At 70.0% G+C, this 24,609-nt stretch carries 8 protein-coding genes and 1 pseudogene; 3 read left to right on the top strand and 6 right to left on the bottom strand.

Annotation, left to right across the window (positions count from 1 at the left end):
• Positions 1–143 precede the first annotated feature (143 nt).
• Positions 144–2,290: pseudogene (locus MVF96_RS05180) on the top strand (Rv1355c family protein).
• Here the strand turns inward: MVF96_RS05180 and MVF96_RS05175 are convergent.
• Both MVF96_RS05175 and MVF96_RS05170 read right to left on the bottom strand, forming a co-directional pair.
• Complete coding sequence (locus MVF96_RS05175) at positions 2,281–2,931, bottom strand: PaaI family thioesterase (protein ID WP_247451561.1); 651 nt, start codon at positions 2,929–2,931, stop codon at positions 2,281–2,283. The pseudogene MVF96_RS05180 and the gene MVF96_RS05175 sit on opposite strands and share 10 nt — an antisense overlap.
• Positions 2,932–2,965: 34 nt before the next feature.
• Positions 2,966–3,199 (bottom strand): hypothetical protein, encoded by a 234-nt coding sequence (locus MVF96_RS05170; protein WP_247451560.1) that lies wholly within the window; start codon positions 3,197–3,199, stop codon positions 2,966–2,968.
• A gap of 178 nt (positions 3,200–3,377) precedes the next feature.
• On the opposite strand from MVF96_RS05170, the gene MVF96_RS05165 reads away from it, so the two are divergent.
• Complete coding sequence (locus tag MVF96_RS05165; protein WP_247451559.1) at positions 3,378–4,352, top strand: 1,4-dihydroxy-2-naphthoyl-CoA synthase; 975 nt, start codon at positions 3,378–3,380, stop codon at positions 4,350–4,352.
• Positions 4,353–5,235: 883 nt separating this feature from the next.
• Entirely contained in the window at positions 5,236–6,495 is a 1,260-nt protein-coding gene (locus MVF96_RS05160) for an HNH endonuclease signature motif containing protein (RefSeq protein ID WP_247451558.1), read from the top strand.
• Positions 6,496–7,029: 534 nt separating this feature from the next.
• Here MVF96_RS05160 and MVF96_RS05155 read toward each other — a convergent pair.
• Genes MVF96_RS05155 through MVF96_RS05140 form a run of 4 tightly spaced genes read right to left on the bottom strand, consistent with a single transcriptional unit; the run spans position 7,030 to position 24,339 of the window.
• Complete coding sequence (locus MVF96_RS05155) at positions 7,030–8,790, bottom strand: DUF4012 domain-containing protein (RefSeq protein WP_247451557.1); 1,761 nt, start codon at positions 8,788–8,790, stop codon at positions 7,030–7,032.
• Positions 8,787–9,410 (bottom strand): arsenate reductase/protein-tyrosine-phosphatase family protein, encoded by a 624-nt coding sequence (locus MVF96_RS05150; protein WP_247451556.1) that lies wholly within the window; start codon positions 9,408–9,410, stop codon positions 8,787–8,789. The genes MVF96_RS05155 and MVF96_RS05150 overlap by 4 nt, the downstream gene beginning before the upstream one ends.
• The gene (locus tag MVF96_RS24760; protein WP_247452059.1) at positions 9,404–11,719 is read right to left on the bottom strand and encodes an amino acid adenylation domain-containing protein; all 2,316 of its coding nucleotides are present in this window, start codon (positions 11,717–11,719) and stop codon (positions 9,404–9,406) included. Before MVF96_RS24760 ends, MVF96_RS05150 begins: the two co-directional genes overlap by 7 nt.
• The gene (locus MVF96_RS05140) at positions 11,662–24,339 is read right to left on the bottom strand and encodes a non-ribosomal peptide synthetase (RefSeq protein ID WP_247451554.1); all 12,678 of its coding nucleotides are present in this window, start codon (positions 24,337–24,339) and stop codon (positions 11,662–11,664) included. Before MVF96_RS05140 ends, MVF96_RS24760 begins: the two co-directional genes overlap by 58 nt.
• Positions 24,340–24,609 lie beyond the last annotated feature (270 nt).

Here is a 24,609-nt window from a genome sequence, read left to right as displayed (position 1 = left end):
AATTTAGAGACGAGATCTCCCCCGACCCCGCGTGTAATGCTGCCACAAGGCCACATTTATGCACTCCCACAAGCGCAGTTCTTTGTGCCCGACCGTCGCTTTGACGGTTGGCGTCGTGCAATCCCGTGCGACACCATGGGCTTATGCACACGCCGCCGGATGCCGCCGCCACCCTCTACTTCCCGGACGAACTACCCGCCGCGTTGACCGCCGAACCGTCCCTCACTGTGTCCGACATCACGGCCGGCGCCGCCCGCGCGCTCGATGAACTCCTCCCGCCCGCCGAGCCCGCTCTCCGGGACGAGACACCTCGTTACGCGCACTTTCCCTGGCGTAACGCCCTCGTCAAGATCCCCGGTCCGCGCACGTTCCGGCGCCTCCGGCTCGACCGCAACCGGCACAAACTGACCGCGTCGCAGCAAGACGCTGCGGGCGAGCTCCGGATCGGTGTCGTCGGTTTGAGTGTGGGACACGCGATATCACTCACGCTCGCACTCGAAGGCCTTGCCGGCGAATTACGCCTTGCCGATTTCGACGATCTCGAACTCACGAATATGAATCGAATTCCGGCGACCCTCATGGATATTCACGACAACAAGGCCGTGATCGCCGCTAGACGCATTTCCGAGATCGATCCCTATCTCACCACCGTCGTACATGTGGACGGCATAACAATCGAGAACATCGATGAATTCCTCGACGGCCTTGATCTCGTCGTCGAAGAATGTGATTCTTTCGATGTAAAGGTCCTCGTGCGCCAGAAATGTCGCGAGCGAGGAATTCTGGTCCTCATGGAGACGAGTGACGGCGGAACCCTCGATGTCGAGAGATTCGACATCGAACCGGATCGGCCTCTTTTCCACGGCCTGGCCGGCGACCTGCGGATCGAAGATCTCGTCGGACTCGACCGCGCGTCGCTCACCCCGCTCGCCGTCCGGGTACTCGAGCCGACGAAGGTGACCGCGCCGATGGCGGCGTCGGCCATCGAGCTCGGGCACACGGTCACCGCCTGGCCGCAGCTCGGCGGCGACGTCCTCCTGGGCGGCGCCACCGTGGCCGCGGCCGTCCGCCGCCTCGTCCAGGGCAAGTCCCTGTCGTCCGGTCGCGTCCGATTCGACCGGGACGCCTGGCTGGACGGCCTCGAGGACCCGATCGACACCCATGCCTCCATACCCGCAGCACAACCACCGGCCGACGCCGAACCGATCCGTCCGCAGGTGCAGCCCGCCATCGAGGCGATGACCGATCGCGAACTCGTCGTGTACGCCGCGAGCCGGGCGCCGTCCGCCGGGAACCAGCAGCCCTGGCAGATCATGGCCGACGACGACGCCGTCACGATCGTCCTGGACCGCACCCGCACCTCGACCCTCGACGTCGAGCACCGGGCATCTGCGGTGGCGGTCGGCGCCGCCCTGTACAACGCGCAGGTCGCGGCCGTCGCGCGCGGGGTGCTCGACGACATCGAGATCGTCGACGCGGCCGACACGCTGGCCGGCCGGGCACGCCTCAAGGGCATCGACACCGGGTCGCGCTCTGCGGACGCGGAGACCGAACTCGACGCGTTGCTCGCCCGCGGCACCCGACGCGGAGTCGGGGACGGATCACCGCTGTCGGCCTCCGATCTCGTCCGACTGCACGATGCCGCCACGAGTGATCGGACCCGGTTGGTGGCGCTCGACGACCGCGCGGACATCGACCGATTTGCCTCGATCATCGCCCGATCGGATCGCGCCCGGTTCCTGACGCCCGAACTGCACCGGGAGATGTTCGCCGAGCTCACCACCGATCCGGCCGCCGCCGAGGGCATCGACGTCGCCTCGCTCGACCTACCGCCGGCGATGGCGGGGATGCTCGACGTGTTGCGGCGTTCCGATGTGATGGCATTGCTCGACGAATGGGGTGGCGGTGCCGCACTCGGTGCCGATGCCGGCGCCCGGGCCGAGTCGTCGTCGGCGATCCTGGTCCTGGTGCAGCGGGGCACGACCCCCGCCGATTACCTCCGCGGTGGGATCGTCGCGCAGCAGCTGTGGGTGGCCGCCGAGCGTCTCGGCTTCGCGGTTCACCCCATGACACCGACGTTTCTCTACGCCGGGGACGACGCGACCGCGCGAACACTGTCGAGCAATCACGGCGACGAACTGGCCGCACTGCGCCGCGAGATGCTGAGACGTGGCCGCTCGACGCCGGCGAAGCGCCGACCATCGTGCTGCGACTGTCGCGCACGGATGCGCCGGTGGAGGTGAGCCGTCGTCTGCCCGTGCGCCCGCCGACGAGTGCTGGTCAGGCCTGACCGGGGTTGAGCTTGATGAACAGGGCGTCCATCTCCGCACAGAGGCGGTCGCCGTCGTGCAGGGTGCCCTTGATGAAGACCTTGCGCCCCTCGATCCGGTCCGCCCAGGCGTGGATTCGCAGCGGCGTGTTCAGCGGTGTGATCGACCGGTATTGCACGGTCAGGTAGGCGGTCCGGCTGACATGCTGGATCGCGACCGCCGACGCGAAGCCGCCCACGTCGTCGAAGGCGACCGCGACATGACCGCCGTGCGCGGCGTTGTTCCCGCCGAGGTGGAAATCGCGGAACGTCAGTTCGGCGACGACCCCGTTGTCGTTCACCTCGCTGACCACATACGGCGGCAGGGTGATGTTGCCGCGCGACGGGAGGTCGATGCGGGTCCCCGCCGGTGAGTGCCACTCGTCGATCCGGGAATCGGCGAGCCGGTCGTTGAGCGCCTTCAGTGACTCGATGAGTTCGTCGACGAGCTCGTCGTCGGGACAGGCGTAGCGGGCGTTGTCCATCAGCAGGCGGACCTGCTCACTGAACTCGCCGTAGCGGGGTCCGCCGCGGTCGGTGGTGATGGCCGCATTGGCCCGGAAACCACCCTCGTGCGGGTCCTCGTCGACGGTCTCGACGGCGCGATCGTTCGCTTCGCTCACCGGCCAACCGTATAAGAGCCGGCGGTGCCGTGCCCTAGCCGGTGTCGGTGTCGGTGTTCCCCTCCGTGCGTCGACGGTCGGCGAGATCCACACACACCCCGCCCCGGGCCAGCCGGCGCGTGGACTCGGGTATGTAGTCCGGCACGCCACGCGGACCGCGTTCCTTTTCGTCCCGGATCCGGACCGCCCTCCCGACGATCACCGCGACCGCCGCGGACACGACACACCACGCGCCCCCGAGGATCAGAATCCACCCCCAAACAGCCATACGGACAGCTAAGCATCCGAAACTGAGATTTCGGTGATGTTCGAGCCGAAGACCGGCAGGCATCCAATGGTTGAATGCAATCCGCGTCGAACCCGTCACGACTTCGTGACCTCTTCCGACCAATCCGCCGCTTGCAGGCGTGCGAAGCGCCCCGTCGCCGCGTCGATAGGCTGACCCCATGAGTGCGACGCCCGACACCCAGGGACTTTCCGGCCAACCCTTCGACCCGGCATCGTGGGCGGTGGTGCCCGGCTTCGACGACCTGACCGACATCACCTATCACCGCCACGTCGGCGAGGGCCGCGAGTACGGGATCGTGCGCGTCGCATTCGACCGTCCCGAGGTCCGCAACGCCTTCCGCCCGCACACGGTCGACGAGCTGTACCGGGTCCTCGACCATGCGCGGCGGTCGCCCGACGTCGGCACGATCCTGCTGACCGGCAACGGCCCGAGCCCCAAGGACGGCGGATGGGCGTTCTGCAGCGGCGGCGATCAGCGCATCCGCGGGCGTAGCGGTTATCAGTACGCCACGACACACGACGACGACGTCGCGGCGGCTGGCGCCGAGACGGTCGACGCGGCTCGGGTGAAGGCCGAGGGCGGGCGGTTGCACATCCTGGAGGTCCAGCGCCTGATCCGGACGATGCCCAAGGTCGTGATCGCGGTCGTCAACGGCTGGGCGGCCGGCGGCGGGCATTCGCTGCACGTCGTGTGCGACCTGACCCTCGCCTCGGCCGAGCACGCCCGGTTCAAGCAGACCGACGCCGATGTGGGTTCCTTCGACGCCGGGTACGGGAGCGCCTACCTCGCCAAGCAGGTCGGGCAGAAGTTCGCGCGCGAGATCTTCTTCCTCGGGGAGGCCTACGACGCCGAGACCATGCACCGGATGGGCGCGGTCAACCGCGTCGCCCCGCACGCCGAGCTGGAGGCCACCGCCATCGACTGGGCGCGCCGGATCAACAGCAAGTCGCCGACAGCGCAGCGCATGCTGAAGTTCGCGTTCAACCTCACCGACGACGGCCTCATGGGTCAGCAGGTGTTCGCCGGTGAGGCGACCCGCCTGGCCTACATGACCGACGAAGCCGTCGAAGGGCGTGACGCGTTCCTCGAGAAGCGCGACCCGCGCTGGGACGATTACCCGTACTACTACTGAGGCGCGTGCCCGAGAGTGTCGAACGCACAGGGCATTCATCGAGGGCGGGTGACGACCAGCGTCGCTCGTCTGACGTAGATCGATGTTGGATGTGGGCGATCATTCTTCAGCGGGTTCGACCCCGCCGATGCCCTGATCGAACCGGCGGCCAACCAGGTCCGGCGCGAACGACGCCGCCGAATCGAGCTGAGAAACCGCACCCGCCTAGGCGTGCGGCAGTAGTACGCGGTGAACCGTTGGTGCGTCGCGTGGCCTGCAAGTGCGCCAGACACTTCCAGATCGCGGCGCCGCCGCTGTCGTGGCGTCAACTCGACGCGGCGTTGCCGATCTGCACAAGCAGAAAACCCAGGCCGCGAAACAATATGCGGCGCAACGTATTTCATGACATGGTGGTCGGCACACTCCGCGGCGACGAGTTCGAAACGAATCACCGATGATGCTGCGCCGCATAGTACGCCGCAATTTTCCTTCCGTAGCGCGACATCACGGCCCTTCTCGACGAGCTCGGCACGCAGTCTGGTCCGTTCCGCGCACTCACCCGCCGCCTCGGTCGGGCGGCACCTTGCGATCTCGTGGACGTTGAGTTCCCGTGCCACCTCGGTGACCGGCGTCCACCATCAATCACCCGACGAGCAGCGCCTGCGCTCAGGAGTAATCGACCACTTCCTGGACAAGCAGATACCTCTGCAGCAGGACGACGCGCGACATTCGGGCACACGACAGTCGTTGGTCAGCAGCACATCTACCGTTCTGGAACAGAATACGGTACGTATGTGACAGGATTAAACTACTGACCACGATCGAGGCACAGTCAACGAATAATGCTGCAAAGTAAACAGTTTCGCGATTTCCGAGCCTGTGGAATCTCCTCGAAATCGAACCCATGTTCCTGTACCTTGGAGTCATGCCAGAGCTCACCACGCTCCTCGATCAGCTCGTCGAGACCGCCCCACCCGCCGACGATCCCACGGGCAGAGCAACATTCGACGCCCTGGACACGTGGCGTCTGATCCGCAACCTCGCCGATCATCAGATCGTCTCGCACGCAGCACAACTCGACGAACTAGGCGTCGCCCAGAAGGCCGGTAGCACCACCAAGAGACTGCTGATCGAGTCAGGACATGCACCGGCCGCCGCTCTTCGCACCATGCGCAGTGTCGACGTCCTGCCCACTCTGCCCGCTGTGGCGCGTCACGCTGCCGACGGGCGACTGTCGAGCGAGATCGTCGATGCCATCGTCCGCGGCATGAACGAGATCGACAAGCGTTGTGGTGAAGCGCTTTCCGAGGATGAGCGCTCCCGCTATGAGATCGAACTGATTGCCCAAGCACTCTCGGGCGCAACACCGACAGACGTGTTCAAGCATGCGCGGACTATCGGCAACACACTCGCCGACGGCGCCGACACCGGTGTACCGGCCGCCGACGACCCATCGCTGAACGCGGTCAACGCCCACACCACCGACGACGGCCGCGTCGAAGTACATGCCGACCTCACCCAAATCGTGGGAGAGAAGTTCCAGGCCATGATCGATGAACGCTCCTGCCCCAGGCCGGAACCCGACGGCGCACAGGATCGACGCACCGCCGAGCAACGCCGCGCCGACGCCTTCGAACTGATCCTCGACCAAGCCGCGATCGGCGCTACCCTCGATACCGTTGGTTCCCCACGCACTCAATTGATGCTGACGATCCCCGCGACCGGAGACCTCGCAACGCTGCCGTGGACCGGATCGGTCACCCATGCCACCGCGAAACAGGTGTCGTGCGACGGCTCGCTCACGGAGATCATCCTCGACAGCGAAGGCGTACCGCTTCAGATGGGTCACACCCGCCGGTTGTATCCGTCACACTTACGCAAAGCGATCATCGTCCGCGACGCGTGCTGCGTCAAATGTGGTGCACCGCCGTCCCATACGCAGGTGCATCACATCAAGTCGTGGGCCGACGGCGGTCCCACCGACCTCGACAACGGCTGCCTGCTCTGCCAACGCTGCCACACCCAAGTCCACCACCACGGCTGGGACATCGTGATGGGTTTCGACCGCCACCCCTGGCTCGTACCGCCCGTGTCGATCGATCCGCAACGCCGACCGCTACCCGCATACAACCGACGCACCATGCGCCTCGACGACGCCGCCTGACCGGCCCTCCGACACACACTTTCGCGCAGCACCCTTTCGCACCCGGGCCACACCCGGGACCGCATCCGTTCCTTGACAACTCCACAGTGACGCCCCAATCGGCTCCGTTCCCGGTCAGATCGTCGGCCGGGGACGGGCCGGCGGGGACCGCAAAATCTGGGAGCGAGCTTGCGAGCCGCCCCCTGCTCCGCAAGGAGCGAGCTTGCGAGCGTCCCCCCTGCTCCCTGAGGAGCGAGCTTGCGATCGTCCCCCTCCGCTCCCTGAGGAGCGAGCTTGCGAGCGTCACGAAGGGTCTTCGCAACCTCGGTCGCCAGACCCTTCGTGACGCGCCCTCCGCACGCTCCGGACGCTCCTCAGGGAGCGGGATTGGCCGCGCCCTCCGCACGCTCCGGACGCTCCTCAGGGAGCGGGATTGGACGCGCCCTCCGCACGCTCCGGACGCTCCTCAGGGAGCGGGATTGGACGCGCCCTCCGCAAGCTCCGGACGCTCCTCAGGGAGCAGGGGCTGACGCGCCCTCCGCAAGCTCCGGGTGCTCAGTTCTCCGGCCCACACGCCGGGACGTCAACGGTGACGGTCGGGTCGTCGACGAGCGGCTGGATCGGGACCTCGGCGTCCCCGTGTGCCGAGGTCGGCTCGTCGATCTTCAGCACGATGGTGGCGGTCTCGCCCGGTGCGATGCCCACGCGGGTCGAGTAGTACGGCCGGCCGTGCAGGGCCTGCTCGACGTAGAAGGCCCCGCCCTCGCCGAGGGTCATCTCCTTGAGGACCGCGCCCTTCGTCGCCAGGAACTCGACGTTGGCGAGGTTGGTGCCCTTCTTCACCGACAGTTCGGTCCCGAGGTTGCCGGCGACGTAGTCGGTGGTGTCCGTGGTGTCGAGGGTGTTGGTGAGCTTCACCGTGATCGTCGACTCTCTGGTGTCACCCTCGCACCCGCCTGAGGTGTAGCTGATCTCGCGCCGCAGGAAATAGTCCAGCTTCGTTCCGGACGCATTGCCGATGGCCACCTGCAGATAGGGCGACGACGTGTCGGAGATCTGGTGACCCAGCTTCGTCGACTCGAGGATCTTCTGATCCTCGGCATCGGTGCTGTACACCATGATCCGCCGCTCGTGCACGCCACGGCCGAGCGCCTCGAGCAGATCCCGCGTGCTGCCGCCGGACGTGACGAGTTTGTTCACCACGGCCTGGGAGATGGCCTGCAAGTAGTCCTTTCGCGCGGCGTTGTCGTCGGCGAAGCGCTGGTATGCCGTCGACAGCGTGATCGGGACGACGTTGTCGGCGGTGATCTTCTCCCGTCCCACCGACACCGGGCCGACGACCTCGAGGACATACTTCAGCGCGATCGGATCCAGCGCGATCGCCCCGTCGAGCTGGCGGCCGGTCTGGGCGCGCCAGTTCGCCAGCCAGATCTGCGCGGCGTCGGGGAAGTGGGCGCTGAGGTTGCCGTTCCGGAAGTCGGTGTAAGGGCGGTAGTAGGAGTAGATCGCGTCGTACTCGGGGCCGAGGTTGATCTGCGGGGTGGCCGGGTCGCGGAACTCCGAATTCGCACCGAGCTCAGGGATGGTCACCCGGCCCCCGGTGGCGTTCAGTATCGCGAAACCGCCGACGAGGCCGCCGGTGCCACGTGCCTCGGACGGTGTCTGGAACGCCATGAAGTAGTTGCGCGGACCGTCGGCACCGAGCATCGACGGGACGAGTTCGGCCGCGATGCTCGTCGCCTGCACCGTCGAGTCGGCCGCCTCGACCTGCTCGGCGAGCTGATCCCGGGCATCGGCCACGACGCCCAGCCAACTCGGTTCGATCGCCGAGACCTGGGCGGCCACCGCCGCCGACTTCTCCGCGACCGACTTCAGCGCCGGTTGCGCGTCCCGCAGCAGTGCCAGGTTCACGGTGTTGCCCGAGCGCAGGCGATTCGGGTCGAGCACGGTGGCGAGGTCGGCAGCCGGCACCAGCACGTCGGCCGAGAGCGCCGCGACGGCATCGCTCATCTGCTGCACCGACTTCAGCGGCGATCCGACGACCGGCACCGCCGCAGCAGCCGACCACAGGAAACCGTTCGCACGGTCCTGGGCGTCGTCGGCCCGCACCGACGCCGCCTCGGCCGCCTGACGGGCGCCGGCCTGATCGCCGTCGAGCATCAACGCCCGGGCCCTGCTCGCATCCGCGCGCACCGATTCCAGATCGTCGCGGACCTGAAATGCCGAGTACGCCAGCCAGATCAGTGCGGCGGCGACGAGCAGCAGCACCACCGCGACGACCTGGACGACGCGGTTACCCGCCAGTCGCCGGATCATCGGCTCTCCCCCGTCGCGTGCCGGCCCGCTCGAGTGGCGGAGGCCTGCTCGGCGGACGATTGGCCCGCTCGCTTCGCTCCCGGCGCCGCCAGCCACGTGACCAACGCCCCGACCTTCGGTTCGACCTCGGCGAAGACCCGGTCGAAGTCCTCGCGGGGACGGCCAATCGGGTCGACGATGTCCAGCAGGTCCGAGTTCGGATCAAGGCGTCCGCGCCCGGCGATGATCTCCGGCAGCGCGCCGAGGTCGCAGAGCGCGGCGAACTCGGTCAGCGTGAACACCCGCTTCCAGCGTGCCGGGGCCATCTGCTGCGCGGCGGCACGGTGTTCGCGGCTCATGCACAGCACGAGGTCGGCCTCGGTGAGCATCGGCGGACGCAGATACCGGGACTCGAACCCCGATGCGTCGTAACCGTTCTCGACCAGGACGGCGGAGGCGTGCGGGTGGATGGGCTGCCCGTTGAGCGCTCCGACACCGGCGCTCGACGACGTCACGGGGACACCCGCCCGGCCGGCGAGGCCGGTCAGCACGCGTTCGCCGATCGGTGAACGACAGATGTTGCCCGTGCACACGAACAGGATCGACATCTGCGGCGTCGCCGCTTCGGATCCGGTCACCATTCCTCCTCGATTCTGCGGGCAACCCGCGCCAATACGTCCGGATGCCCCAGCTCTGCGTGCGTCGTACCGGCGTGCAGCACGTCGACGACGGCCCGTCCGTCCGGATCGACCGCACGCGTCCAGGCGTCCGGGTCCGGGTTGTCCTGCGCCGCAACGTAGAGGACCTTACCGGCGGCCACCGGACGCAGGTCGTAGGAGCGCGCCGCCGCGGCCAGGCCCCTCGTCCGGTCCTCGAAGCGCCGCAGTGCGTCGGGGTCGTGCTGCTCGGCCAGGGCACGCAGGGGGTGATCGGCGGCTCGCAGTTCCACGTCGTCCACCGTGGCCAGTTCGGCCGGCGTCCGCGCGTCGAGCAGCACCAGCAGCGCGACCTCTTCGCCGAGTTCGACGAGCCGGCGTGCGATCTCGTGGGCGACGACACCTCCGACGGACCATCCGACGACCCGGTACGGTCCCTGCGGCTGAGTCGCCCGGATGGCCTCGACGTGCAGTGCCGCGATGCCCTCGATCGTCGTCGGCAGATCGCGTTCGGCGAGTACGAGTTCGGGCAGTTGCAGGCCGAACACCGACGCCGACGGCAGGGACTCGCCCAGCGCCCGGAACGGTTCGACCATCCCGGTCGCGGTGTGCACACACCAGATCTCGGGTCGTCGGCCGGTGCCCTCGGGCGACAGCGGCACGACGCGTCGGACCGCGGGATCCACCGCGGCCGGGTCGTCGAGCAGCCGTGCGATCTCGGCCGGGGTGCGATGACCGAAGAGTTCCGCCGCGTCGACGACCCGGCCCGTCCGGCGGGCCAGTTCGTCCCGCAACTGCAGCAGGGCGAGCGAATGCCCACCGGCGGCGAAGAAGTCGTCGTCCATGCCGATGGGTGTCCCGGCACCGTCTGCGCCCGCGTGCGGACCGGCCGCCGCGTCGCCCAGCACGGCCCGGAAGGCGTCGAGAACCGCTGCCTCGGTGGCGGTTCCCGGTTCGCGCACGGACTCCGACCAGGCCGGTTCGGGCAGTCGGCGTACGTCGATCTTGCCCGCGCCGCTGAGCGGCAGGTCGTCGAGTACGACGATCCGGCTCGGCACCATGTGCCGCGGCAGCGACGATCGGCACGCGGCCCGGAGCTCGGTGGCCGGCACCGACGGTGCCACCACATAGGACACGAGCGCCGGTCCGACCGGACCCGGCCGCAGGACGGTCACCGAGCGCTCGGAGCCCGCCCGCACGATCACCGCGTCGATCTCGGCGGGTTCCACTCGCTGACCCCGGATCTTGACCTGACGGTCCGCCCGGCCGACGTAGACCAGCTCGCCGGTGTCGCGATCCCACCGCACCAGGTCCCCGGTGCGGTAGCGGCGAACGCCGTCGGCGCCGGCGACGAAGGTTGCAGCGGTGAGCGCCGGATCACCGAGATAGCCACGGGCGACCCCGGTTCCGCCGATGTACAACTCGCCGACGACACCCGGCGGGACGTGGCGTAGCTGGGCGTCGAGCACCTCGGCGCCGATGCCCGGTCGCGGATGCCCCAGCCGGATCGGGTCGCCGCGCCGGAACGCACTGGTGGACACGGTCACCGTCGTCTCGGTGGGGCCGTAGATGTTGAGGACCTGGGCGTGCTCCGACCACACCGCGGCCAGATCGGCCGACAGCGCCTCGCCACCGATGTACACCAGACGCAGCGCACCGATCGCCGCCGGTCGCAGTGTGCGGACGACCGAAGGCGTCGCCGTGAAGACGCTGACCCCGGTGCGGTCGAGGAACCGGGTGAGGTCGTCCCCGCCGGTGATCCCGGCCGGGACCACCACCAGGGTCGCGCCGGCGGCGAGTGGCAACAGCATGTCGTGGAACGTGGCGTCGAATCCCGGACTGATGGCCATCCCGACGCGGTCGTCTGGTTCGGCGTCGCCGAGCGAGGCCACGCGGTGTACGCCGCGATGGGTGACCCCGACGATGTTCGGGGTCCCGGTGGTACCCGACGTGGTGATGACGTAGGCCAGCGCGTCGCGCGACACCGATGTGACGGGCTCGGACACAACCGGTTCCGTCGGTTGGGCGGGAATGTCGGCGGGCGTGATCACACTCGCGGACGCCCCGGCGACCACGTGGTCGATCCGGGCCGTCGGGTAGGTGACGTCGACCGGTACGCACACCGCGCCGATCCGGCTGACCGCCCAGATGGCGACGACCGACTCGATCGACCGCGGCACCACGACGGCCACCGCGTCACCGGCACCGAGCCCGCGACGTCGCATCGCGCGGGCGGTCACCGAGACCCACCCGTCGAATTCGCGGTAGGTGAGGGACCGGTGCTCGTCGGCGATGCCGGGACGGTCGCCGTACGCCGCGACAGCCGTCGTGAAGAGCTCGGCCAGCAGCGGTTCGGCCCCGTCGTCGATGACGCCCGCGCCCGGTCGGCGACGAAGCGTCGTTCCGCGCCGGTGAGCGGCTCGATGGCCGCGAGACGACGTGACGGCTCCCCCACGACGGCGGCGACCGCGGCGACCACTCGCTCGCCGAGAGCACGAATCGTGCCCTCGTCGAACAGTTCCCGGCCGTGGTGGACGCGCAACCGCCAGCCGCCGGCGTCGGGCACCGCCTCGACGTGGATGTCGAACTCGCTGCGCGGCGACATCCACGTCGGCGCGCCGGTGTCTGCCGGGTCGGGCCCGGGCATCTCCGGATCGGCCATCGAGAACGCCACCTGTACCAGCGGATGCCGCCCGGGGACGCGCGGCGGATCGATCAGGGCGACCACATCGTCGAAGGCGATCGCAGCATGATCGAGCGCCGCCAGGTCGTCGTCGCGGACCGCCGTGATCAGCTCGCCGACGGTCATGCCGGGGCGAATCCGGGTGCGTAACACGACGGTGGAGATGAGCATGCCGACCGTGCCGGCGGTGTCGGAGTCGCGGCGCATCGAGGCGGGCGTGGCCAGCGCGATGTCATCGGACCCCGACTGCACCGCGAGGGCCAGCACCAGCGCCGCGTGCAGGATGTGGAACTCGCTCGCCGACGCCCGGCGCGCGGCCGCCGGAATCGCCTGTCCGACCGCATCGTCCAGCAGATACTCGGTCGTCGAGGTCCGCAGGTCCCGAACGACGGGGCGGCGCTGGGCGAGGTCGAGCTCGCCGCTGTGCCCCTCGAGCGCGCGCCGCCAGAAGTCCACCAGGGCAACCCGGGATCGCTCGTCGTCGGCCGCCATCTGCCGGGCGACCGCCGCGAAACCCGTCGGCGCCGGGCCGAGGTCGTGACCCGCCAGCAGCGACGCGAGCTCACGCTGCACGATGCCGGCGGATTCACCGTCCATGGTGATGTGGTGCGCGATCACCACGACCGCCACCGGGGTCACCTGATCGTCGCCGGTGACCAGCCACACCCGGACCGGTGGCTCACCGGTGAGATCGAAGGCCTCCCCGAGCATCCCGATCCCCGCGGGCGTCGTGAGCTCGGCCGCACCCACCCGCCGCAGGGACGGGCGCCAGGCGTCGAGAACACGCTGCCGGGGACCGTCAGGCGTCGCGAGATACCGGGTACGGAGCGCGGGATGGCGGTCGACGAGGGCCTCGACCGCGCCGATGACCGCAGACTCGTCGGTTCCGGGCGGCACGGGCACCACCGCGGGCACGGCGTAGATCGGCACCGCTCCGAGCATCTGCGCGGCCACCCACATCCGGCGCTGCGTCGGGGCGAGTGGGAGGTCGCCGAGGTCGGCCTCCGACGCGCCGGTCGGCGAACCGCCTCCCGCATCCGTCCCCTCCGCGGGGAGTTCGGTCACCGCCCGTGCGAGCGCGACCGGGGTGGGGTTCTCGAAGAGCAACCGGGTGGGCACGCGGACGCCGAGCCGGCGCCCCAGCGCGGAGGTCACCCGTGTGGCCGAGAGCGAGGTACCGCCCATCGTGAAGAAGTCGTCGGCGTCCCCCACCGAACCCGGTGAGGCCTCCAGCACCTCGGCCATCGCGTCGGCGATCGCCGCGACGAGTGGGGCCGAGGACACCGCATGCGACGGCGCCCCGGCACCATCCGGCACGACCGCGGTGCCCGATACCCGTTCGGCCGCAATGACGTCGACGGCCGGGCCGTCGACCTCCGGGAACGGCTGATCGGCATCGGCTGCCGCCGCGAGGACGGATCGGCGGAAGTCGTCGAGAAGTGCCTGCGCGACCACGGTCGGGACGGCGGCGGAGTGCACCACCGTGATGTGCAACTCGTCGTCGCGTTCGGCGAGAACGACCTCGACGTCGAACTTGGCGTCCACGGTCGCGGTGTACTCCGGGACCAGCGTGGCAATCACGGCATCCGCCTCGGGACCCGGGCCACCCGCCGACGCTCCGCCGAGCACGACCTCGCCGGAGGACTGGGGCACGACGTCCTGGTTGACCAGCAGTACCGAGATCAGCGGGTCCCCGGCCTCCCGGCCGTCGGGACGGACCGTGCGGGCGACGTCCTCATAGGGGACCTCACTGTGCGGTTGGGCGGCCAGGGCGGCATCGCGAGCCCGCACGACGGCGTCGCGGATCGGGAGCCCCGGATGCAGCCGTGTCCGCAGGGCCACGGTGTTGACGAACATGCCGACCACCGACTCCCACTCCGGCGCATGCCGGCCGTGCACCGGTACGCCGATCAGCAGGTCCCACTCACCGGTCCACCGGCCCAACACCGTCGCGAGCGCGGCGTGCGCCACCTGGAACACACTCGCCGACATCGCTTTCGCGGTCTGGTGCAGTGAATCCGTGCCGACGATCGACGCCGACAACCGCCCGGTCGCAGCGTCGCGCGGCCGACCGCCGGTGTCCGCGATTCCCGGCAACCGGAGCGGGCCGGGGGCATCGGCGAGCGTCGACGTCCAGAAACGCAGTTGCCGTGCGTATCTGCTGCGCGGATCGGACGGGTCGCCAAGGCGCGCGATCTGCCACTGCGTGAAGTCGGCATAGGTGAACGCCTCGTCGGCGGGGACCGAGAGCCGCTGGCCGTCGTAGGCACGGAGCAGGTCCGTGAGCAGCACCCGGATCGACCACCCGTCGATCGCGACGTGATGCAGGACCACCGCCAGATGGGTGTGCGGATCCTCCGCCGAGTCGAGCTCGAAGACCGCGGCCCGGAACCCGGTCTCGGACTCCAGATCGAACGGCCGTCGCAGGAAGTCCTCGACGTCACGACGGAGACCCTCGGGACCCGCCGCGGCGTCGACGAGGTGATGCCGTAGCACCGGACTCCGGTGCTCGATCCGGCGCTGCCGTGGACCCGACGGCGAATCCGGGTGGACCGTCCGGAGGACGGCATGAGCCGCGACCACCTCGTCGACCGCCTTCCGCAGGCGGGCGAGGTCGACACGGCCACTCATCCGCAACACGAGCGGAACATGGTAGGCCGTCGAACGCGGATCGAACTGATGGTGAATCCACATGCGGCGCTGCGGATATGCGAGCGGCAGGAACTCCGGCACCGGGAGTCGGGTGGGTGCCGCGCCGGACTCCACTCCGCTTCCGGCGCCGGTATCACCCGGCCCGGCCAGCAGTTCGTCGACACGTCGCGCGACTCCCGCGACCGTGCGTGCTTCGAAGATCTCGCGGACCCCGATGTCCGCACCGGTCGCCGCCGTCAGCCTCGACGTCACCTGCGTGGCCGACAGCGAGGTACCACCCTCGGTGAAGAAATCGGAATCGGCGTCCAGCGACTGAACGGGACGGTCGAGGACCTCCGCCCACACCGCGGTCACCAGTTCCTCGGTGGCCCCCGACGGCGGCCGCCCGGGGCGGACATCCGAACCCGCTGCCGCACCGGCGAAATCGGGATCGGGCAGCGCCGCCACGTCGATCTTCCCGTTGCGTCCGAACGGCAACGCCGGGACACCGACGATCGCACTCGGGATCATGCTGCGCGGCAACAGGTGCGCGAGCTGACGAGGCAGGTCGGCCACTTCCGCATCGTCTCCGTCGACCACGACCCACGACACGAGGATCTTCTCGCCCGCCGGGGTGGTCCGCGTCGCGGTCACCGAGGTCGCCACGCCGGGCAGCCCCGACAGCGCCGCATCGACCTCACCCGGCTCCAACCGCACGCCGCGGATCTTCACCTGATCGTCGGTGCGACCGTGGATCACGAACGTGCCGTCGGGACGACGGTGGACGAGGTCACCGGTCCGGTACATCCGCCCGCCGGCGCTGAACGGGTCGGTGCTGAACGGATCGGGGACGAACGCCCCGGCCGTCGTCGCCGGGTCGTCGAGATACCCACGGGCAAGGCAGTTCCCGGAAAGGTACAGTTCGCCGACGGTGTGGTCGGGCACCCGTCGCAGCGCACGGTCGAGCACATACATCCCCACACCCACCAGCGGCGCGCCCATGTGAATCGGTCCGCCCGGAGTCGCCGTGTACCGCGCGCTGCTCACCGCCACGGTCGCCTCGGTCGGGCCGTACTCGTTGCTCAGCGTGTGGCCGGCCGTCCACTCCCGGACCAGCCCGGCGCCGAGGGGTTCACCGCCGACCGCCACGTGACGAACACCGGGGAGTTCGTCGGGCCGCAGGGTCGCGAGCACCGACGGGGTGGTCAGCAGGACGATGACCCGTTCGGCGTCGACGAACTCGGCGAGCTCGTCCGCGGCGATGACATCGGGCGGGCACACGACGATCGTGGCGCCGGCGACCCGCGGGGGCACGAGCCCCATCAGGTGGGCGTCGAATCCGGTTGCATACGTGTGCAACACCGCGTCCGACGAGTCGAGCCGCAATCGGGCCACGGTGTCGCGCGCCCAGTCCGTGAGGCCCCGATGGGTCACCTGCACACCCTTGGGCAGTCCGGTCGTCCCCGAGGTGAAGGTGATGTAGGCGACGTCGTCCACCGACAGCGGGCGCACCCGCTCGGCGGCGGCGAACGGCAGCGAATCCGCCGCATTCGCAACGGAATCGGTATGTCGGGCGAGCAACTCGTCAAGGGCGAGCACCGGGATGCCGCCGGTCACGGATTCCGCGGTCGCCGCGAGGGTGACAACGGCACGCGGTCGGCACCGCTCGATGATCATCTGCCGGCGCCCCGCGGGGTCGGCTGGGTCGACGTTCACGAACGCCGCTCCTGCGCGGGCGACCGCGACCGTGGCGAGCACGCCGAAGACCGAGCGCGGCAGCAGGGCGACCACCACGTCCCCCGGACCGATTCCCGCGTCGATGAGCGTGCGAGCCATGAACGACGCGAGCCGGTCGAGATCGGAATTGGTGAGCGAGACACCCGGCCCGGGCACCGGATGGCGTCGGTCGACGACCGCGATCGCATCCGGATCGTCAGCGAGCCCACCGGTCAGCAGCTCGTCGAGCGTCTCGAACTCGCGACTCCGATTCTGCGGCGCGGCTTCCGGCACCGACGTCGAGTCCGACGGGGCGAGCAGCGCCGCGACCGTCCGGTTCGGTTCGCGCACCCCGCGCCGGATCGTCTCGACGACGAGGTCGCACAGCGCGTCCAGTCTCGCGGCACTCGCCACCGCATCCGTGCACGTCATCATCAGATGCAGCGCACCGTCCCGGCGGTACATCGACACGTCCACACCGAACAGCGGCACTCCCCCGAAGGGACTCGCGTCCGACGGGACATCCGCTGCCGCAGCCAGACTCGCCGCCACCAGCTCGTCCGGGACGGCGCCGAGGGAGACCTCGAACAGCGGGGTGCCCGCCTTGACCCGACCGGGATCGGCAATCTCGGTGATCTCGGTGAGCGGGAGGTCGGCGTGCGCGAACGCGCCGAGGTCGACCGCGGTGACCGAGGCCAGGAGATCGACGAACGGCAGGTCGACGTCGATCGGGGTGTGCAGGGGTACGGCACGGGCGAACAGCCCCGGCACGGAGACCAGGCGCGGGTCGATCCGCCCGGACAGAGCGGTGCCGATCGTGACCACCTCGGCGTCGGACTGCCTTGTCAGCACCGCCGCGAGCGCGGTGTGCACGACGATGAACGGAGTGCTGTGTCTGGCCACCGCCAGATCGTCGAGTGCTCCGGTCTCGGTGCGGTCGAGCGACCGGTGCGCACGGTGCACCACCGCTCGTTCCGGCGCGGACGGATGCGGGGCCGCCGGGTTCAGTTCGGGCAGGCGCAGTGGTTCGACCGCCCGATCGAACGCCGAGACCCAGTGCGCGACGAGCTCGGTCCGCCGGGCGGCCAGCGACCCGGCTCGCCACGCCGAGTACTCCTGGTAGTCGACATCGGCGGGTGCCGGGAGGGTCCCGGACAGTGCGGATCGCAGCTCTGCGGACAGGATGCCGAACGACTCGCCGTCGACCGCGATGTGGTGCGCGACGACGAGAAGCCAGGTCTGCCCGTCCACCGCGCAGATCCGTACCCGCCAGGGCAGTTCGGCGGCCAGGTCGATCGGCGTGTGCAGCGCACCCAGCGCGGCGTCGACCGAGTCGATGTCTGCGACCGAGACCGTCTGCGCCAGTTGCTCTCTCAGTTCACCCGCGACATGGGAGTCGGGTCGGCGACGCTGCACCGGGCCGTCGGGGCCCGAGGGGAACACGGTGCACAACGCGTCGTGCCGCGTCACGATCTCGAGCAGGGCACCGCGCAGCTCGTCGGGGCCGGCGTCGACGGGGACGGCGAGCGGCATCAGATACCCGGTGAAGTCCGGCTCGGTGCGCCACCGGAGCCACAGATCCATCTGCTCGGGGGTGAGCGGCAGATCCACCCCGTCAGCGGCTGCGAAGTCGGCGAGACCGGTCCGGGAGCCGTCGGCGATCGTGCGTCCCGAACTCGCCGCGGACTCGATCTGCGCGGCGAGTGCGGCCACCGTCGGGTGGGCGAACACATCGGCGACGGAGACTTGGTCGCCGGTGCCCGTCAGTGTGGCCGCGAGTCGCGCTGCCGACAGTGAGGTTCCTCCGGCCGCGAAGAAGTTGGTGTCCGCGGCGAGCACGGCGTCCGTGCCGATCACGGCGCGCATGGCGTCGGCGACGGTCTGCTCGGCCGGTGTCAGTGCTCGGGTCGGTCCCGTCGGCACCTCGGGCAGCAGACCCGTGAGCCGGTGGCGGTCGAGTTTGCCGGTCGGGGTCATCGGCCAGCCGTCGACGATCGCGAGTCGCGCCGGGATCATGTGCGCCGGGAGCCTGTTCGCACAGGACACGAGGATCTGCTCGGCGGAGAGGGCGTCCAGCACATCGAAGTCGGCGAGGCCGTCCTCGGTGACGAATGCGAGCAGCCGTTCCTCGCCGCGGCGGCTGCCCGGGTCGAGGAGCACGCGCGCGTCACCGACGCCGGGGTGCTCGCGCAGCACCGACGCGATTTCACCGAGTTCGATGCGGTGCCCGCGGATCTGGACCTGGTCGTCACTGCGGCCGAGATAGACCATGCGGCCGCCGGCGATCTCGCGTACGCGGTCGCCGGTGCGGTACATTCGGCGGCCGGTGCCGCGCGGGTCGGCGACGAACCGCGAGGCGGTCGTGGCCGGGGCATTGTGATAGCCGAGCGTGACCTGGTCGCCGCTCACGTACAGTTCGCCGATGGCGCCCACCGGAACCGGGCGTAGGTCGCGGCCCAGGATCGCCGTCGAGACGCCGTCCAGCGGGACACCGATGTCGCTCCGGGCGTCGTCGACATCGACGTCGACCGCAGTGAGGTGCACGGTCGTCTCGGTGATGCCGTACATGTTGACCAACCGGACGTCCGGATGCGCGGCCGACCACTCCCGTAACAGCCCCGGCGACAACGGTTCGCCACCGAAGACGACGGCTCGCAACGCGGGTGATCCGGCGTCCGGGGCGACGGCGGCCACCGTCGGGTCGATGAGGTTGCCGAACGCCGTCGGGGTCTGCGAACAGACGGTGACCCCGTACCGGTCGATCGCCGCCGCCAGCAAGCGCGGGTCGAGCACAGTGGCGCGCTCCAGTACGACCACGGCACCACCGGAGGCCAACGGCCCCAGGATCTCCCAGACGGAGAAGTCGAACGCGTAGGAGTGCACCCAGCTCCACACGTCGTCGTCGGACGCGGCGATCGTGTCCAGCGCGGCGCCGAGCATGGCCGCCAGATTCGCGCGGGTCACCAACACGGCTTTCGGGACGCCGGTGGAGCCGGAGGTGTGGATCACATAGGCGCCACCCGGAACCGGTTGTGCACGTTCGCTTGTCGCGACGGCGCGCACCGCCGGCCCGGCTTCGATCACCGCGACGGGTGCGGTCGCGTCGACGATCAGCTCCGTCCTCGACGGCGGATCGTCGGGTTCGATCGGCACGTACACGGCATCGGCCAAGAGCACCGCGACGATCGCGATCACGGTCTCGACGCTCCGGGGCAGCGACAGCGCGACTCGGTCGCCCGGTTGTACCCCGTTCTCCCGCAACGTGTTCGCGAGGGCCTCGGCGCGACCGAGCAGATCTCGGTAGGTCAGAATCGCGTCGTCGGCGATGACGGCGGCGGCGCCCGGCTTCGCCTGCGCACGGCGTCGCAGGGCATCGATCGGGTCGACGGGAGCGGTCCGGCGGCTGCGGGCGGAGAGCGCCCGGTCGGCGGGAACCGGGATGCACGCCGCGACGACCGAGTCGGGCGTCGCGACACCGAGCGCGGCGACCGTCTCGACGAATCGGTCGAGCAGGTGGCCGGCAGCCATCGGGTCGACCCGGCGTTCGGCGACGGTCAGCGCGACCGACAACCCGTCCGGTTCGTCGAAGACGGTTACTTCCAACGCGGTTCGCGCCTGGCCGGCGGACAAGGTCTGGACCTCGGCGAACACCGCCGGGTCGGCGACGTCGGGCCGGGAGGCGTGATAGGCGAAGATGACATCGGCGAGCCCCGTCGGTGCCGCGTCGGCGTGGGTGATCGCCGCCGTCAGGCCCGCGCCCACGCGGGCGAGGGCCTCCGCAACGCTATTGCTCCGTACCCCGGTGATCCGCACCGGCACCGTCTCGACGAACATGCCGACCGGGCGTAGTTCCTCGGTGGTGAATCGCCCTGAGACCGGCACCGACAGCACGAAGTCGTCGGAATCCGAGTACTCGGCCAGTACGGCCGAGAGCGCCACGCACAGCATCGTGTTGAGCGTCGTCCCGGACTCGCGTGCACGAGCAGCGGCACGGTCCCGGGCCCCACGGTCGACGTCACGACGCAGGACGGTCGCCGGGCCGGAGGTGAGTCCCGCCGGCACCGGTTGCGCCGGCTCCGGCAGCACGAGGCGAGAAGGGGCCTCCCGCAATGTCTTCGCCCAATAGACCTCGGCCGCCGCATCCACCGCGGCCGGCCGCGCGGACAGCGCGGCACTGAAGGCCACCGCGTCCTCGGTCCACACCGGAGTCGCACCGTCGAGACGAGCACGCAGTGCATGCGCGAAGTCGTCGACGACGGTGTGCAGCGACCACTCGTCGATCGCGATGTGGTGGGCGACGAGTACGAGCTCGGTCCGTTCGCCGGTCTCGTCGACGACCGCACGCCACGGCAGGTCCACCGTCAGGTCGAAGGGGGCCGCGACGGCGAGGTCGATGCCGGTCGCGTCGAGGGTGGCCGCGGTCATCGGCGCGGCCACACTCGCCTCGTCGACTCCGCGGACGACCGCGACCGGCTCCCCGCCGTTGTCGGGGTACACGGTCCGCAGCGCCTCGTGCCGCGCCGCGACGTCGATGAGTGCGGCGCGGACGACTTCGGCCGAGATACCCTCGGCGAGAACGACATGCACCGGCAGGTGATAAACGGTCGCCTGCCGGTCGGCGCGATTGAGCAGCCAGATCTCCTGCTGCGCGCGGGTCGGCCGGTAGCGGACGGTGCCCGCGGGATCACCCGGCGCGGCGCGGCGCGGCGCGGAGGCCTCGAGGACGGCGGCGAGTTCGGCGAGGGTCGTGACATCACCGAGATCGCGCACGCTGACGACGACCTGCAAGGTGCCACCGAGGTGCGTGGCCAGTTGCATGAATCCCAGTGACGTGGCGCCGAGCTGGACCAGTTCGTCGTCCAGGGACGGGTCGGGCACGCCGAGGACGGACGTCACCGCGTCGGCAACGGCGCGTTCGATCGGCGTCGACGGACGGCGGCGCGCGGCGGGCGTTTCGGGCGCCGCGGCGATCAGCCCGGCGGCGGCAGACCGGTCGACGCCGCCGAACCCGTCGAGCGGTACCGCATCCAGGATCGTGACCCGGCGAAGCCACAGCACCGCCGGGAGTTCCGCGTTGACCCGGCGCCGAGCCGCCGCCCGAATCCGTTGCGGATCAGGGGGTTCGGTCGCCTCCGACGACGCGGAACGGGCGGGCACGAGTCCGAGCGCGAGCCCGTCGCCGTCGCCGTCGCCGTCGCCGTCGCCGAGTACGGTCGCGGTCGCGGCCGCAACACCGGGGACCTCCGCGGCGGCACGTTCGAGCAGTGCGAGATCGACTCGGATGCCGTCGATCTCGACGATCTCACCGGCGCGGTGATCGATGACGAGAAGTCCCGTCCCCGGTTCGAGATGCCCGCGGTCGCCGGTGACCAGCATGCGCCGGCCGGGATGCCACGGACAGGCGACGAGTGTCGTCGACGTACGCGAGCCTTCCCCAGCGAAGTGCTGTGGCACAACGCTTCCCACGACGTACACGTCGCCCGTGATGCCGGGCGGCAGGGGTCGTAGACGGCGGTCGAGGATCGCGATGCCGACGCCGTCGCGCGGGTGCCCGCTCGGGAGTGGCCGGTCGATCGGCTGGTCGGGACGGACCCGGTTCGCTGCGGTGAAGGGGCCCAGCACGCCCCGAGGGCTGTAGCCGGTTCGCACCTCGCGGCCGGCGGCGTATCGGACGGCCGGCGCCGGCGCGGCGCCGGAGTCGACGATCAGCACCGTCGTCGCGGCGCCGTGCCCCGTGTCGTCGGCAAGTAGCCCGGAGGGCACGATCCGGTGCGTCACTCCGGCGGCGTCGGGCTCAACGAGCCGCAGCCCGTGCGCGGCACCGGCGACGATCTCGAGGTGGGCCGCCCAGGAGGCCATCGGCGCCGTGACCGCGAGCTGTCCATGTCCCGCGTCGGATACGTTGTGGCCGAACGCTTCCGGCGCGAACAGGCCGTCAACGATGAGCGCGGCCACGGCCAGCTGCGGCAGCGCGACGACACCCTCGGCGCCGACGACGAAGCAAGCGGTGTCCTCCGGACGGGACGACACGGGCTCCGCCGACGGCGCGACCCCGGTCAGTCCGGACAGCGTGTGCACGTCCTCCGCGCGGACGCCGGCCGGCACGTCCGCATCGTCGTCGGCGATCACCAGCACGCCGGACACCCCCGGGACATTCGGCGACATCGATTGCGGTGCTGCGGGATCGAGCAGGATCACGGCGGCCCCCGTCGCCGCGACGGCCCACCACGACAGCACCCGGTCCGCGTCCGACCCGACCAGGACGCCGACCGCCGAGCCGGGTCGCGCTCCGAGCGTGCGCAACCGGGCGCCGAGGTCGCGAGCCCGCGCGTGCAGTTGCTCGAAGGTCAGCAGCGTTGCGTCCGGGGATGTTCCACCCGACTCGACGGCGGGTTCGTGCCGGTGACGCAGCGCGACGTCGGTGAGGGCCGTCCAGACGGTGCCCGCGTCCGGCGCCTCGTTCGCCGGCAGCTCACGCGCCTCTCCGGCCGAGGTGTCGGAGAATCGCAGCGGCAGATCGTCGACGCGGGTGTCCGGTGCCCGGAGGAGCGCATCGGCGAACGTGTCGAGCATCGACAGGAACTGCCCGTGGTGTTCGGCGACCTCCGCGTCGTCGTACCGGTTGGGGTTCGCCTCGACGCCGATCATCAGCGAGGAATCCTGATCCTCACCGGGTACCGGGTAGATGTTGATCGTCAGGTCGTCGGCTGGGCCGACGGTCAGGATGTGAAACGTGGCTCGTGCTTCGCCGCAGGGGAATTCGCGGTCGAACAACATGAGGTTGAGCATCGGGCCGGAGCGTTCCTGAGCCGCTGTGCGCGGTGTCGCCCCGGAGGATTCGTCGGCGGCGAGGTCGGCCCAGATGTCCTCGCCGCGGTAGCGCTGGTGCCGCAGCGCGCCCATGAGCGCGGCCTGGGTGGACGCGAGCGCGTCGGCGACGCTGCCCGATCCGGTGACCCCGGTGCGCAGCGGCACGATGTTGGCGACCGGGAGCGGGGTGGCACGCAGCGCCGCGGTCGTCCGCGCGGCGACCGGGAACTGGAAGATCACCTCGTCGCCCTGCGCGGCCGCGCGGCCCAGATAGGCCGCGAAGGCGGCGACGAGAACGTTGGGCAGGATCGTCGAACCGTGTTGTGCGGCCGCACGCAACCGCGCCATCGTGTCGGCGGGCACCGCGGCGGCGACGCGTCTGGCAACGGCGGCGGGACGCCCCGGGCGATGCGCCAGGGTCGCGGCGATCCCCACGCCCGCCATGTTCTCCTGCCAGTACGCGCGGTCGGTGGCGAAGCGCTTCGACTGGCGGTACTCGGCGTCGGCACGGGCCGGAAGGTCCAGGTCGACCGGCTTCTGGGGCGGTGCGGGCTCGCCGGTGACCGCCGCGTGATAGGCCGCGAGGGCCTCGACCATCCGGTCCTTGCCGCCCATCCCGTCCGAGAGCAGGTGATGACCGCGGTTGTAGACCAGCGCCTTGTCGTCGGACAGCCGGAACAGGCACCCGCGCGCGGTCCGGTCCACCCGCGGGTCGAGGGGTCGCGAATAGTCCTGCGCCATCATCTCCTCGGCGACGGCGCGCGGGTCCGGCCGGTCACGGAGATCGATGATGTCGGCCCAGTAGTGCAGGCCGGGGTCGTACACGCCGACCAGCCCGTCCTCGGTGTCGACGAACCGGAGTTGGGTGAACTGCGCGCGCTGCACCACCGTGCTGGTCGCGCGCACAAAGAGTTCGGCGTCGATGGGGCCGTCGATCTCGACGTACTGGGCGACGTTGATCGGCACATCGAGCGCCGCCTGCTGGGTGAACCACAGCGATCGCTGGGCCGCGCTGAGGGTGAAACGACGCGGGGCGTCGGGTGCCGCGACCTCCGGGTTGGACGAATTGTTCATACGATGTCCCGGCGTTCACAGCCACGGCCGGGCAGACCCGGGCTCACGGGCCGGGCCGACCGTCTGATCCCCCCGGTCCCGCAACTGACTTCATGACCATTCGATGTGTGCGCGCGCGAACTCCCACCTCGCGCTGGTCCGACTCATAGGTGAAACGCACACATATGCGTCGCCCCTGTGATCGAAACACCGACACGAAAGAATTCAACGCCTTGCCTCACCACTGACCATGCGCAGCCTTCTCCTGTCCGAGTTTGTCGTCACCGACCG

The organism is Gordonia hongkongensis, assembly GCF_023078355.1.
GTDB lineage: Bacteria > Actinomycetota > Actinomycetes > Mycobacteriales > Mycobacteriaceae > Gordonia > Gordonia hongkongensis.
Note: the sequence above shows the minus strand (reverse complement) of the source record. Positions and strands in the feature narration are given on the sequence as shown.